A 12,636-nucleotide genomic window follows, 5' to 3' on the forward strand; every position below is an offset into this window, starting at 1 on the left:
CCATTGCAAGGAACCGACCATGGCCAACCAAACCGACGCCCCCCAGCAGTTGGCGGTGTTGATCGACGCCGACAACGCAGCGCCGGCGATTGTCGAGGGGCTGTTCGAGGAAATCGCCAAGTACGGCACCGCCACCGTGAAACGCATCTACGGCGACTGGACCAAGCCCAACCTGGGCGGCTGGAAGCAGGTGCTGCTGGATTACTCGATTCAGCCGGTGCAGCAGTTCGCCTACACCACCGGCAAGAACGCCACCGACAGCTCGCTGATCATCGACGCCATGGATCTGCTTTATACCCGGGCACTGGATGGCTTCTGCCTGGTCAGCAGCGACAGCGACTTCACCCGCCTGGCGGCGCGGCTGCGGGAAGGCGGGCTGATCGTCTATGGCTTCGGCGAGCGCAAAACGCCGAAGCCCCTGGTGGCCGCCTGTGACAAGTTCATCTATACGGAAATCCTGCGCGCCGACCACGACGGCGGCGAAGCCGCCGGTAGCGACGGCAAGCCCGCCGGCAAGGAACAGGCCGCCACCGGCGGCAATCAGGAAAAACCGCCGCTGAAACTGATCACCCGGGTGATCGACGATATCGCCGACGAGGAAGACTGGGTGCACCTGGGCGCGCTTGGGCAGAACATCAACAAGCGCCGACCGGAGTTCGACACACGGTTGTATGGCTTCAAGAAGCTTAGCGACCTGCTGCGCGCCTACCCGAAGCAGTTCGAGGTAGCGCCGGTGGGCGGCGGCAACAATGCCCTGAGGGTCAAAAACGTGCGCAAAAGCGGCGGCAAGAGCGGTTAGCGGCAGGCGCCGGCGTGCCGGCGCCCGACCGGTTCAGTCCCGCGGGGGGCGGCGCATTTTGCAGGTGGTGGGCATGGCCACGTCCTCGGCGGGAATCAGCGCCACCTTGGCGAAATTGTAATCGGTGCCTTCGGCGCCATAGGGCATGTCGCCCTTCATCACCGACAGCACCATCGGTTGCTGAATCTGGTGGTCATCCTTACGCATGGTGTAGGTACCCGTATCCATGTCCACGGACAGGCCCTCCATGGCGAAAGCGATGTCCACCGGGTCCACGCTGCCGGTCTCATCGGCGGCTTTCTTGAGCATCTCCATCATCGTGGTCAGACGCGGGTAGAACAGGAAATAATCCCAATCGGTTTGCTGGTACATATCCTTCTGGCGCTGGCCGATTTCCGGGTCCTCGGTATCGCCGTAATAGGCGTAGATTTCATAGATCCTGTCCACGCCGCGATCGCCGACCTGGGTCACGGTGCCGGGACTGCCCGCGTAATAGGTCAGGAACGGCGCGTCGATGCCGAAGTCCGCCAGCGTCTTGGCCAGCAACACCATGTCCTGCCCCCAGTTACCACTGATGATCGCGTCCGCGCCGGAGGCCTTGATCTTGGAGGCGTAGGGAGTGAAATCCTTGACCTTGGCCAGCGGATGGAAATCGTTGCCGACGATTTCAATGTCGGGGCGCTTTTCCTTGAGCATTTCGCGGGCCATGGACGACACCGAATGACCAAAACTGTAGTCCTGGTTGATCAGATACACCTTCTTGATGTCCTTCTGATCCTTGATCCAGTTGGTCAGGGCATTCATCTTCATGTCGGAGCCGGCATCGAAGCGGAAATGCCAGAACGAACAGCGTTCGTTGGTGAGCACCGGGTCCACCGCGCCATGATTCAGATACAGCATCTCCTCGCCGGGATTGCGGCGGTTGTGTTTATCGATCGCCGAGATCAGCGCCGACCCCACCGATGAGCCGTTGCCCTGCACGATATAACGGATGCCGTCGTCCGCCGCCTTTTGCAACTGCACCAGGCTTTCCTGGGGGCTGACCTTGTTATCCAAACCGACAATGCGGAACGGATGGCCATCCATGCCGCCTTCGGCGTTAAGACGTTCCGCCTCGAACTTCATATGCGCCACCAGCGGCAGCCCCACGCCGGCCATCGGCCCGGTCAGCGGATCGATAATGGCGATGGTGACCGGTTCCTTGTCGGCGGGCGCGGCGTGACCTGGAGCGATAAACAAAAACGAAAGGAAAATAGCGGTGACCGTGGCTTTCCACGGTGTTTTCTCTGCGAACATGGCTCTCTCCCGAGTTGTTATATTATTGATCGAAACCACATACCCTGGAGTATGTGCACAGGAGAAACGCCGTGTCCAGTGGCGGGATCACGGCTGAAACGCAACGCCGCGGTGGGCCTAACGCACCAGCCAGAGACTCAGAGCGGGAATATAGGTGATCGCCAGCAGTGCCACGATCAGCACCAGCATGAACGGAATGGTGGCGGCGAACAGCTCGGTGATCGACTTGCGGAACCGGTAACTGGCGATGAAGAGGTTCATGCCCACCGGTGGCGTGATGTAGCCGATCTGCATGTTGGCCACGAAGATAATGCCCAGGTGCACCGGGTCGATGCCATAGCGCAGCGCCACCGGCAGGATCAGCGGCACCATGATCACCAGGGCGGCGAAAATATCCAGCATGGCGCCGAGCACCAGCAACAGAATGTTCAGCAGAATCAGGAAGGCGATCTTGCCATGCACATGGGTCTGGATGAACTGGAACAGTTGCTCGGGCACCTCAGCGTACACCAGGTAATCGGCGAACGCCTGGGCCACCGCCAGAATCAGCAGGATGCCACCCACCATCACCATGGCTTCGCGGGTAATGCCCGGCAGCCGCCGCAGGGGAATCTCCCGGTACAGCCACACTTCCGCGATCAGCACATAAAGCGCGGTCACCGCCGCCGCCTCGCTGACCACCAATACGCCGGAAAACACGCCGCCCAGCACCACCAGTGGCAACGGCAGTTCCCAGCGCGCGTCCCATAGGGCGGCGCGCAGTTCCCGGCCACTGAACGCCTGGCGCGGCACCGCGGTGGCGCCCCCGGCGTTGCCGGCCCGGGTCGCCCACAGGCAATACAGGTACAGCAGCACCACCATCAGCAACGCCGGACCCACGCCGGCCAGATAAAGATCGACGATCTCCACCGGCGGCATGGCCAGTTGCTGGGAGAGCTGCTGGGCGATGATGCCGTAGATCAGCAGCGGCACCGAGGGCACCAGCAACAGCCCCAGGCTGCCGGAGGAAGTCACCAGCCCCAGGCTGAAGCGTTGCGGGTAGCCGGCCTTCACCAGCGCCGGCAGCAGCAAGGCGCCCAGCGCCACGATGGTCACCCCGGAGCCACCGGTAAGCGCGGTGAAGAAGGCGCAGGCGATCAGCGCCACGAACGCCATGCCGCCGGGCATCCAGCCAAACGCCGCCTGGCTGAGACGCATCAATCGATCGGCGGTGCGGGATTCGCTGAGCAGAAAGCCAGCGAAGGTGAACAGCGGCAGCGCCATCAGTACCACCGAATCCGCCAGCTGATAGATATCGATGTGCAGCACCGCCAGCGGCGAGCCCAGCGCATAAAAACCGAGAGCGGCGGCGCCCAGCAGCACCGCGAACAGGGGCGCGCCGAGCAGCGCCAGCAAAATCAGGATCAGGGCACCGGCCAGGATCATGCCACCGGCTCCCGCATGCGCGGCCGGCGGCCCACCAGGCCCAGGCCGAACAGAATCAGATAACGCAGCGCCATCACCGAGAAGCCGAGGGGAATCACCGCCTGCAGCAACCAACTGGGGATGCCGGCGAAGGCGGCGCCGCCGAACTGGCGTTCCTCGATCACGAAGCCCAGGCCATACCAGGCGGTGAGCAGGCAGATGCCGGCGGTGAACAGATCCACCAGGCCGGTGATCCAGGGCAGCAGACGCTCGGGCAGGAAGTTGGCGGCCAGGTCGATGCGGATGTGTTCATCCTTGCGCGACGCGATCATGGCGCCCAGCAGGCCAATCCACAAAACCGCGTTGCGCAGCAGTGGATCGGCCCACACCAGGCTGGTGCCGACCAGATTGCGCAGCACGATCTGCGCCACCGCCAGGGCCACCATCATCAGCACCACGAAGACAATCAGGCCGTCCTCGAAACGGTGAATCCAGCCCAGCAGGCGTCGCATCAGGAGCCGCTGTTCCGGTAGGCCTCGAGAATGGCGTGCAGCCGGTCAAGCATGTCCTGGCTGAGCTGGCCGTCCCGCACCAGCTTTTGCGTGGCCTTGTCGGCGTAGCGCTTCCACTCCGCGCGTTGCTCGTCATCGGGCGACACCAGCTCCAGCCCCTGGTTGCGCACCGCCTTGAAGGCGGCCTTGTTCTGCTCGCGGCTATCCTTGTCGATGCCTTCGAAGGCACCTTCCAACACCCGGCGCACGACCTTCTGATCGGCCTCGGAGAGCCGCTCGAAGTGGCGCTTCTGAATCGCCAGCAAGCCATAGGTGTAAAGCAGCGGCAGGTCGGTGATGTAGTTGACCCGGGAATACCACTGCAGGGTCAGAGCCGCCACCGGCGGCGCCGCGTAGGCATCGATGGCACCGGTTTGCAAGGAGGTGAGCACGCTGCCGATATTCAGCACGATGGGCGACAAATCCAGCGTGGCGGCGGCGTTGGCCGAGGCGCTGTCGCCGGACGGCAGCCACAGTTTCTGGGCACGCAGGTCGTCCAGGCCACGCACCGGCTTGTCGGACATGATGTAGGCGAAACCACCGTCCACCAGCCCGAAGCTGACCCAGCCGTTGTCCTCCAGCCCCTGCTTGATCAGCGGGTCCAGCTTCTCGCGGGCGGCATCCACCTCGGCGTAATTGTTGAACGTCAGCGGCACATTGAGGATCTGGCTGTCCCGGTAGTAACGGGCGAAAGCACCGCCCTGGGCCATCTGTCCGTGCAACTGGCCAACGCGGATCTTGCGCTGCACCGCCTGGTCATCGCCCATCACGCCACCGGGGTAGATTTTCAGCGATACCCGGCCATCGGTTTCCTGCTCAATGGTGTCACCGGCCTGCTTGAGCGCCTTGACCACGGCGGTGCCGTCCGGATACAGCGTGGAAATTTTCAGGGTAGTGGCGAAGGCCAGCATCGGCATCAGAGCCAGCAGGGCCACGGCGGTTCTCAACATCATTGTCTCCTAGAAATACTCGTCGGCGCTGTCCAGCAGCCGACGCGCCTCGCGCTTGGCGTAGGCATTCTGCAAGGTGAGGTCGGCCACGTCCACGTCGGCGTCCAGCACCTGGCGCAGTTGCCGGTCGTGCAGTTCGCGGTCGAATACCAGGCGCGCGTAGTGCTCGGCGTAGAACACCCGGGCCAGCAGGTTGTCGCCGTCGGACAACGCAATGGCACGCAGGAAGTGCTCGCGGGCCTGCTCCGGCTGACCGCCCAGGGTGGCTGGCAGCAGGCTGTTGAGCACCCCCAGGTACATGTGTGCCTGGCCGTGCTGATAGCCTTCGTCCAGGACCACCACCCGCTCCATGAGCAGGCGCACCCGGGACAGCTCGGCCACCGCGTTCCAATCGTCGGAGTGGGTCTGGATGTAGCCGGCCCAGGCGGCGCCCAGGGTGAACAGCGCCGGCACGTCTCCCTTGTCGGCCCCGGCTACCAGGGTCTCCAGCGCCGGCACGTCCATCTCCCGGGCCCGGCAGTAGGCGTGATCGTGGGCGCAAGCGGCGCGCAGACCATAGTCCAGGGCCTTGGCATTGAGGCGGGCGGCCCGTCGCGGATCGTCCACGAACAGACCGGCGTAGGCACCGTAGAGGTCGGCGCCGGTGGCGAGCAGGGATTCGCGCTCCGGCCAGTTGACGATCAGGCCGTCGATCATCAGCAGATAACTGGGCAGACCCGCTTCCACCGTGGCCAGATCGCCGTTCTGGCGCACACCCTGACCCAGACTGTCGCCGACCCGGGCCAGGCCACAGCCCTGCAGGGCAAGGGTCAGGCCAGCCAGCGCGGCGATGGCAATTGTCCGTTGCTTCAAACCTCTCTCCATTCGTTGCGCGCCCTGTCGCGGCTTCAGCCGCGACCCCACGTCAGCGGCGATAATAGCGCATGCGACGGTACAAACCGACCAGCACGCCGAGCGCGCCGCCACTGAGCAAACCGGTCAGGTGGGCGGTGTTGGCGACCACGCCGGACAGGCCCACGTAGCAGATCACCAGCCAGACCAGCATCAATACCACAATCTCCTTGCGCAATTGATACCCGGCCGCCGGATTGACCTTGCCATACAGCCACAGATAGCCCAGCAGGCCATACACCACACCGGACAGACCACCAAAACGCGGGCCCGTATCGAGGTACTGCGCGAAGTTGGAAATCGCCGCCACCACCAGGGTGATGGCCAGCAGCTGAAGGCTGGACTGGAAACGCTCGATCAGGCGCCCCAGGTCGCACCACCACAGCAGGTTGAAGATGATGTGCAACACCGAGAAGTGCAGCAGCATGGGCGTCAGCAGCCGCCAGGGCTGGGCCGCCAGCCCCTGCACCGTGTCCGGGAACATCAGCGCTTCGTAGAGCCCCGGCCCGATCACATAGGGAGAAAGAAAGATCAGCACGCAGGCAATCAGCCCGGTGCGGGTCACCGGCCCCAGGCTGGCGAACCAGCCACCGGAGAACACCCGCTCCCGGGGCAGCCCGGTGACCGGTTCGCTGGCCTGCCAGGCGTCATCCTGCCACTTGCCGGCCAGCGGGTTATTAAGAAACTCACGGGCCAGTTCCCGGGCCTCGTCCTGGCGGGCGGCGTCGAGGAGAAACAGGGTGTAGTGCCCGTCCCGTTCCTCGGTGCGCGTGTCGATGCCGCGCCGCGCCAACAGGTCGGCCAGACGTTTAGCCAGGGAGGCGTTATTGATACGGACCAGTTCCCGCATGGGTTTCCTCGTTGTGAATCGCGGCTCCAGCCGCTCCTACGGGTTGGGTACGGCGCGCGGAGGGAATGCCTTCGGTCGCGACGCTCACTCAAGCTCCTCGGCCAGCGCGTCCACCCGCTCCCAGAAGCAAGGCCACTGCCCGCCGCAGCTTAGCAGTATTTTCTGGAAGTCCCCCACCAGGCCGTAATAATCATGGACTCCATTAAGGCGGGCATTGTTCAGCGTGCCCTCGAAGAACCCGCCGTAGGCGTCCAGGCCCGGCACCGCCTCGGCACGGGCACGGAAGGCGCGGCGCAATTCCTCGATCAGGGCCGCCTTGCGTGCCGCCATGGTGTCCGGGGGCAGCTCCCCGGCGTACAGGGCGGCCAGTTTATCGCGGGTATCACCCACCAGATCCAGGAACGCATCCCTGGCACGGTCCCGGCGCCGCCAGCGGTCCAGATCCACGGTCAGGTCATGGTGGGCCAGATAACGCAGAGTGCCCTCCCTGGCCACCATGGTGGCCAGGGATTCGTTGAAGCGGGTATGGTCGGCGATGTACAGGCGCCGGTGTACCAGTTCGTGGAGCAGCAGTTCCACCAGCGCCGGACCGGAGCGATTGATCATGGGCGTGGTCAGAGGATCGTCGAACCAGCCCAGGGTGGAATAGGCGATGGCGCCGCCCACATAGGTATCCCACCCCTCGCCGGCCAGTTTGTCGGCTTCCTCGCGGGCCGCCTGTTCCTGAAAATAACCGCGATAGCTGAGGCACCCGACGAACGGAAAGCACCAGGTCTTCGGCTCGAAGGAAAAACGCGGCGCCGCCATCACGTTCCACACCACCGCATCGCGATCCAGGTGAACATAGCCGCGGTACACCCCATCGGCGGGCAGTGCCATGTCGCGGTCGGCGAAGCGCAATACGTCCTCGACCAGGATCAGTTGTTGGCGCACCGGAGCCGGCGTGTCCGGATCGGCCACCACCCGCTCCACCGGCTCGCGCTGATGCATCAGGCTGAAATGCCCCTTCACCGCCTGGCCGTAGTAGCCAAGCTGGCAACCGGATAAAAGCAGATACAAGATGCAGGCTACAGGGTACAGCGTGAGGCGCCTGCCGGCATGACGGAGAGCAGCGCCCCCCGCGCTGCCGGCCCCGCGAGCGCGGGCACGGCTTTTGGCGCGGCACGGCACGATACCCGCTGTATCCTTTATCCTGAATCCTGTCTCCATCTTTACGCCCGGGACATGAATTTCCGTTCCGCGGTATTGATGCGCACCTTCTCGCCTTCCTGCAGGTACTCCGGCACCTGCACCACCAGGCCGGTTTCCAGGGTGGCGGGCTTGGTGCGGGCGCTGGCCGAGGCCGCCTTCATGGCCGGCGCCGTTTCGGTGATGGTGAGCACCACCGAGGCGGGCAGCTCCAGGCCGATGACCGTTTCACCCACGCGCAGGGCCAGCAGGCCGTCGCCATCCTCGGTGATGAAGGCCAGTTCGTCGGCGATGTCGTCACCCTTGATCGGGTACTGGGAGAAATCCTCATCGTCCATGAACACATAGTCGTCGCCGTCGAGGTAGGAGAAATGCACCGGTCGGCGCACCAGCGACACCGTGGGGACATCGTCGTCGCCTTTGAAGCGCTCTTCGAATTTGGAGCCACCGCCTACCTGTTGCGCGCGTACCCGGTAGAGGGTGGCGGCGCCCCGGGCGGAGGGGGATTGGACATCGATCTGGCGGATCACGAACAGGCCGCCGTTGTGCTCGATCACATCGGCTTTCTTCAAGTCACTGGCTCGGGTCACGGGCCTTCCTCATGGTGGACGAAACGGGGCTCATGGTAGCAAAAAAACGGTTCGTCGCGATTCGGGCGTGGCGCGGGTTTCAACCGAGGCCGGCGATGATCTGTTCGCGGGCCAGGCGGGCCCGTTCGCGGGGTTCGGCGGCGGGCACCGGCGGGCCGAAGGTGAGGTCCACGACGATGCGTTCGCGGCCCAGCAGGCGCCACAGATGGTGGTGCAGTTCATCATCGTCGATGAAGGCCAGGGCCGGGTCCGCCCGCCCGACGGCGTCCCGGTAACGCAGCGCCACCGTCTGCACCGGCATGCCCTCGGCGGCGGCGAAAAGCTGGGGGAAGAAACGACGCACGCTTGCGCCGTCCGTGGTGGTGCCTTCCGGGAACACCAGGATGGCGCGCCCAAGGCCAAGGTGCTCGCGGATCTCCCCGGCCTTGAGCCGGGATTCACCGGCGCCGCGACGAATGAACAGGGTGCCCACGGAACGCGCCAGCCAGCCGATCACCGGCCACCGGGCCACCTCCGCCTTGGACAGAAAGTGGCAGGGCCGGGCCGCCGCGATCACCGGGATATCCAGCCAGGAGACGTGGTTGGCCACCAGGAACAGCGGGCCACCACGCAGCGCCCCATGGACGCGCAGTTCGACGCCCATGATCGCCAGCAAGCGCAGGCACCAGCGCTGCTTGGCAAGCAGGATCTCCGGTCGATGAGGGTCGCGGGCGGCGCGCCGCCAGGCCGCCTCCACCACCCCGGCGATCAGATGGCCGACAATGCGTACGGCCCGCCACAGACGGCGGGCCAGTATCAGCGGGCGGCCTTGCGCCGCGCCCTCCAGGGACCAGTCCCGTTCGTTCATACCATCGCGACCGCGCGCTCCGCCACCCCGGCCTGGCCGGTCTGCAGAAAGTGCTGCACATAGCGGGCCGGCAGGCGGTCCACCTCCATCAGGATGAAGTAATCCAGGCAATTGAATGCCGGGTCCCAGCATGGCTCGCCACACACCCGGGCGCCCATGCGCAAATATGCCTTCAGTAGCGGCGGCATCCTAACCTTGGCGGCCACCGCGTCGCCGGGCATCGGCGCCAGCCGGCAGCGGGGTGTGACCCGCAACCCGGCGGGCGCCAGATGGTCCTCGCGAATACGCTGGTCAATGGCCGCCACGTTGTAGTCCTCGCCGAGGGCAATGCTGGCGCAGCCGATCAGATAGCGCACCTCGTTCTCGAGCATGTAGCGGGCCAACCGGGCCCACAGTACCGTGATCACGGCCCCGCCGCGATGGTCCGGGTGAATGCAGGTGCGACCGATTTCCGCCACGCCGCCAGAGAGCGTGTCCACCAACGGCATGTGGAACTCACTGGCGGAATAGAAACCGCCGGTGCGCGCCACCCGGTCACCGGGTAGCACGCGGGTGTAACCGACCAGCTCGCCGGTGCGGTTGTCACGCACCACCAGGTGCAGGCAATGGCGGTCGAAACGGTCCCGGTCCAGGCCGAAGGGGGCGCTGAAACTGGCGCCGTACTCCTGGGAAAAAATCCGGTAACGCAACCGTTGTACCTTGAGGATCTCCCGCCGCGACCGGGTAAAGTAGGCACTGAAGCGACTGCCCTCCTCCGCGTCCCTGGGCCGGTTTCTGGGTCGGAACGGCGGACGCAGGGCTTTGATCCTTCCAGCGGCTTGCGCAAGCATAACGGGCTCCCAACATTATTTTCCGGCCAGTCTGGGAGCCGCCGGTTGCCGCGCGGTGACAAAAACATGACCATCCCGCGACAGCCTGGGAGCCTTTGGAAGCACCTCGCGCCTCCGGGCTTACGGGCGGGCCCACGATCAGGACGCCCTTTTGGGAAGGAATAAAAATGAGAGATGAAGCCGCGGCGGAGCCGCGCTACCCGCAACCGGTCAGAATGCAGCCCGGCGAAACCCGCTACTGGTGCGCCTGCGGGCACAGCGACGCGGCGCCCTTCTGCACCGATGAGCGCTGCCCGGCAAGCGACCGGGTGCCTTACAGTGCCACCAAGGAAGAGATCGTGCTGTTTTGCGGGTGTGGCGCCACCAGCCGCCCGCCCCATTGCGACGGCGCCCATGTCGGCCTGAAAAAAAGAACGCCCTGGTGGCGGCGCTGGCGTTAAACCGACTCTGAGTAACGCTTTAAAACCGATTAAAATCCATATCCGGAACGGGCCGGACAACCGGCTTTCCCTTTATGTTCAAACCTGAATGGGAAACTGAAAAGAAAAACAAGCGAACGCTTGTTTACCTCCCTTTCAGCCCCGGATTTCCCCGGGGCCCTCATGAGAGAAATCAAGAATCATCTTCTGAATCAATGGGTTGTATTTCACCCGGTAGGGTGTGTCGATGTTAGTCGCGGCGGCGGCGTGGCCGCCCGCGGCCCCGGTTACTGACACGATGGCCGGTCAGGGCTTCCACCTCATCGGTGAAGCCGGGGTCGCCGGTAAGCTGATTGCGCTCCACGGCATCGTGAATCAAAGCCGTTTCCGAAGCCTTGGGGGTCTGTTGCGCGTAACGTTCATAGATAATACGGCGATGCAGCTCATCGTCCGCCAGAGCCAGGTAATCCGGGTCCAGATCCAGAATCGGCTTGCCACCCCGCTGCATGCGCTCCGAGTAGCTGCTCCAGGGATACCACTCCACGCTCCGGGCCCTGCCTAGACGCACCGGCAGTTGCTCCAGATACCGATCACAGGCCAACAGCCAGCTCGGTTGAACCGGGCTGGAACGATAACGGCTTTCCCACAGGGTGCCGCGCCGCTCCTCACGCCGGTTGCGATGCCGGGTCATGCGGGCCGCCAGTGATTTCATGAAACTCCCAAGAGCCCCTTCGTCGGGCCCGGGATTAATCAGCAAGTGAACTTCTTCGGGCAACAAACACCATGCGTAAACATCAACCCCGAAACTATGTTTTAGTTCTTTTACGTCCGCCAGATATTTAAGGTAGTCCTCTTCTTCCTTGAATACAGCCTGGCGATTATGGCCCCGGTGAAGTATATGGTGGGGGTAACCCGGAAGAACAACGCGCCTCTTCCTCGGCATGCTATCCCTCTAATAACGCTTTATTATTGGACGATAGTCTAGCCGCAAAACCCTGCGAAATAAATTAGTTACAGCACTTTTAAAATATGTCCGTCCCCTTTTTCTGATTAACATGTTGCTCACGCAAAAAGGGGACGTAACTAATATCTAATAAACCTTCTTTTAATCACCAAATCTGATACCGAGGCCATTGACTCGCCACAATGTGTACATGTGTTTATTTTTCTTCCAGGGTTTGCTGAAAGAACCGCAGTACCCGTCGCCAGCTATCCTCGGCGGCGTTCGGCTCATGGTAGGCGCGAAGGGGGCTGTAGCCGGACAGGCGCTTGAAAACAAAGGTCTGGTGATCATTCATGAAGGAGTGGCCCGCGTCGGGATAGGTTTTGACATCGTGGGGCACACCCAGCTCGGAGAGGTGCCGGGCCAGGCGTTCACCGTGCCCGCCATAAACCAGATCCTGTTTCCCCCAACCGCCCACCACTGGGCAGATGCCGGTCAATGCCGTGGCCTTGCGCGGCACGCCACCGTAGAACGGCGCCACCACCCGGAGGCCACCCCGGGCGGCGTAAAGCAGCGCGAAGCGTCCGCCCATGCAGAACCCCATCATCGCAACCTTGGTCACCGGCTGTTGGTCCTGCTCCAGCAGCCAGAGGCGGCAGGCCTCAAGCTGCTCGAAGGCCGCGCCGTGACCGAGTTCGTGGTCACGAAGGGTGCGAACCACGCACAGTGAGCGGGCCCCGGCGCGATCGTAGAGATCCGGCGCCAGCACCGGGTAGCCGTTATCCGCCAGACGCCGGGCAATGCGCGCCTGGTCGTCGCTGAAACCGAAGATATCGTGGATCACGATCACCGCGGCATTCAGCCCGTTAGGCTGTTCGGGCACAAACCAGCGGGCACGCATGCGGTGGCCATCCGGCAGGGTGACGTGGGTCAGGTGGGGGTCCTTGGCGTTCATGGTCGCTCCTTGAGTGGTGTTTTTTTCACCAGCCTACCGCAACCCCATGGTTCTGCCAGCGCGCCGCCGCCGATTGGCCCGGCCGACCGAATCCGGCACGATGCCCCGTTTTCTTTCCGCCTT

General features: G+C 63.7%; 14 protein-coding genes. 2 read left to right on the forward strand and 12 right to left on the reverse strand.

Translation table 11 applies throughout. The features are described 5' to 3' along the window. Nucleotides 1-19: 19 nt before the first annotated feature. Nucleotides 20-799, forward strand: coding sequence for an NYN domain-containing protein (locus ACLD02_RS12005; protein ID WP_203105065.1), 780 nt, complete (start codon nucleotides 20-22; stop codon nucleotides 797-799). A gap of 33 nt (nucleotides 800-832) precedes the next feature. Here ACLD02_RS12005 and ACLD02_RS12010 read toward each other — a convergent pair whose 3' ends face one another. The 10 genes from ACLD02_RS12010 to ACLD02_RS12055 all read right to left on the reverse strand — a co-directional run bounded on the left by ACLD02_RS12010 (nucleotide 833) and on the right by ACLD02_RS12055 (nucleotide 10,196). Next, nucleotides 833-2,095: a branched-chain amino acid ABC transporter substrate-binding protein gene (locus ACLD02_RS12010; protein ID WP_203105066.1), complete on the reverse strand. Its 1,263-nt coding sequence runs from the start codon at nucleotides 2,093-2,095 to the stop codon at nucleotides 833-835. A 117-nt stretch (nucleotides 2,096-2,212) separates the two neighbouring features. Continuing rightward, nucleotides 2,213-3,520, reverse strand: coding sequence for a TRAP transporter large permease (locus ACLD02_RS12015; RefSeq protein ID WP_410298802.1), 1,308 nt, complete (start codon nucleotides 3,518-3,520; stop codon nucleotides 2,213-2,215). After that, nucleotides 3,517-4,011, reverse strand: a complete 495-nt coding sequence (locus ACLD02_RS12020) for a TRAP transporter small permease (RefSeq protein ID WP_203105068.1) — start codon at nucleotides 4,009-4,011, stop codon at nucleotides 3,517-3,519. Before ACLD02_RS12020 ends, ACLD02_RS12015 begins: the two co-directional genes overlap by 4 nt. Then, nucleotides 4,011-5,000: a TRAP transporter substrate-binding protein DctP gene (gene dctP, locus ACLD02_RS12025; RefSeq protein WP_203105374.1), complete on the reverse strand. Its 990-nt coding sequence runs from the start codon at nucleotides 4,998-5,000 to the stop codon at nucleotides 4,011-4,013. Before dctP ends, ACLD02_RS12020 begins: the two co-directional genes overlap by 1 nt. A 9-nt stretch (nucleotides 5,001-5,009) precedes the next feature. Further along, nucleotides 5,010-5,852, reverse strand: a complete 843-nt coding sequence (locus ACLD02_RS12030; RefSeq protein ID WP_238401083.1) for a TRAP transporter TatT component family protein — start codon at nucleotides 5,850-5,852, stop codon at nucleotides 5,010-5,012. A gap of 52 nt (nucleotides 5,853-5,904) precedes the next feature. After that, entirely contained in the window at nucleotides 5,905-6,741 is an 837-nt protein-coding gene (locus ACLD02_RS12035) for a rhomboid family intramembrane serine protease (RefSeq protein ID WP_203105070.1), read from the reverse strand. 84 nt (nucleotides 6,742-6,825) lie between these two features. Continuing rightward, nucleotides 6,826-7,800: an aminopeptidase gene (locus tag ACLD02_RS12040; RefSeq protein ID WP_410298803.1), complete on the reverse strand. Its 975-nt coding sequence runs from the start codon at nucleotides 7,798-7,800 to the stop codon at nucleotides 6,826-6,828. A gap of 152 nt (nucleotides 7,801-7,952) precedes the next feature. Further along, nucleotides 7,953-8,519, reverse strand: coding sequence for an elongation factor P-like protein YeiP (gene yeiP, locus ACLD02_RS12045; protein WP_203105072.1), 567 nt, complete (start codon nucleotides 8,517-8,519; stop codon nucleotides 7,953-7,955). A 79-nt stretch (nucleotides 8,520-8,598) separates the two neighbouring features. Further along, on the reverse strand, nucleotides 8,599-9,366 hold the full coding sequence (locus tag ACLD02_RS12050) for a lysophospholipid acyltransferase family protein (protein WP_203105073.1): 768 nt from the start codon (nucleotides 9,364-9,366) through the stop codon (nucleotides 8,599-8,601). Continuing rightward, a complete protein-coding gene (locus tag ACLD02_RS12055; protein ID WP_203105074.1) occupies nucleotides 9,363-10,196 on the reverse strand; it encodes a GNAT family N-acetyltransferase in 834 nt (277 codons plus the stop codon). Before ACLD02_RS12055 ends, ACLD02_RS12050 begins: the two co-directional genes overlap by 4 nt. Nucleotides 10,197-10,363: 167 nt before the next feature. On the opposite strand from ACLD02_RS12055, the gene ACLD02_RS12060 reads away from it, so the two are divergent. Beyond that, nucleotides 10,364-10,636, forward strand: coding sequence for a CDGSH iron-sulfur domain-containing protein (locus tag ACLD02_RS12060; protein ID WP_203105075.1), 273 nt, complete (start codon nucleotides 10,364-10,366; stop codon nucleotides 10,634-10,636). A 229-nt stretch (nucleotides 10,637-10,865) separates the two neighbouring features. Here ACLD02_RS12060 and ACLD02_RS12065 read toward each other — a convergent pair whose 3' ends face one another. Together ACLD02_RS12065 and ACLD02_RS12070 are read right to left on the reverse strand one after the other, a co-directional pair. Next, nucleotides 10,866-11,558 (reverse strand): transposase, encoded by a 693-nt coding sequence (locus ACLD02_RS12065; protein ID WP_410298804.1) that lies wholly within the window; start codon nucleotides 11,556-11,558, stop codon nucleotides 10,866-10,868. 217 nt (nucleotides 11,559-11,775) lie between these two features. Next, a complete protein-coding gene (locus ACLD02_RS12070; RefSeq protein ID WP_410298805.1) occupies nucleotides 11,776-12,513 on the reverse strand; it encodes a dienelactone hydrolase family protein in 738 nt (245 codons plus the stop codon). Between the last annotated feature and the right edge of the window lie 123 nt (nucleotides 12,514-12,636).

The sequence above is a fragment of the Alloalcanivorax sp. C16-2 genome (assembly GCF_046507615.1).
Classification (GTDB): domain Bacteria; phylum Pseudomonadota; class Gammaproteobacteria; order Pseudomonadales; family Alcanivoracaceae; genus Alloalcanivorax; species Alloalcanivorax marinus_A.

What these genes read in the sequence shown, in the direction of transcription:
- ACLD02_RS12010 (WP_203105066.1), bottom strand. Translation starts at nt 2,095, where the DNA reads ATGTTCGCAGAGAAAACACCGTGGAAAGCCACGGTCACCGCTATTTTC.
- ACLD02_RS12050 (WP_203105073.1), bottom strand. Translation starts at nt 9,366, where the DNA reads ATGAACGAACGGGACTGGTCCCTGGAGGGCGCGGCGCAAGGCCGCCCG.
- dctP (WP_203105374.1), bottom strand. Translation starts at nt 5,000, where the DNA reads ATGTTGAGAACCGCCGTGGCCCTGCTGGCTCTGATGCCGATGCTGGCC.
- ACLD02_RS12005 (WP_203105065.1), top strand. Translation starts at nt 20, where the DNA reads ATGGCCAACCAAACCGACGCCCCCCAGCAGTTGGCGGTGTTGATCGAC.
- ACLD02_RS12055 (WP_203105074.1), bottom strand. Translation starts at nt 10,196, where the DNA reads ATGCTTGCGCAAGCCGCTGGAAGGATCAAAGCCCTGCGTCCGCCGTTC.
- ACLD02_RS12070 (WP_410298805.1), bottom strand. Translation starts at nt 12,513, where the DNA reads ATGAACGCCAAGGACCCCCACCTGACCCACGTCACCCTGCCGGATGGC.
- ACLD02_RS12065 (WP_410298804.1), bottom strand. Translation starts at nt 11,558, where the DNA reads ATGCCGAGGAAGAGGCGCGTTGTTCTTCCGGGTTACCCCCACCATATA.
- ACLD02_RS12015 (WP_410298802.1), bottom strand. Translation starts at nt 3,520, where the DNA reads ATGATCCTGGCCGGTGCCCTGATCCTGATTTTGCTGGCGCTGCTCGGC.
- ACLD02_RS12020 (WP_203105068.1), bottom strand. Translation starts at nt 4,011, where the DNA reads ATGCGACGCCTGCTGGGCTGGATTCACCGTTTCGAGGACGGCCTGATT.
- ACLD02_RS12060 (WP_203105075.1), top strand. Translation starts at nt 10,364, where the DNA reads ATGAGAGATGAAGCCGCGGCGGAGCCGCGCTACCCGCAACCGGTCAGA.
- ACLD02_RS12035 (WP_203105070.1), bottom strand. Translation starts at nt 6,741, where the DNA reads ATGCGGGAACTGGTCCGTATCAATAACGCCTCCCTGGCTAAACGTCTG.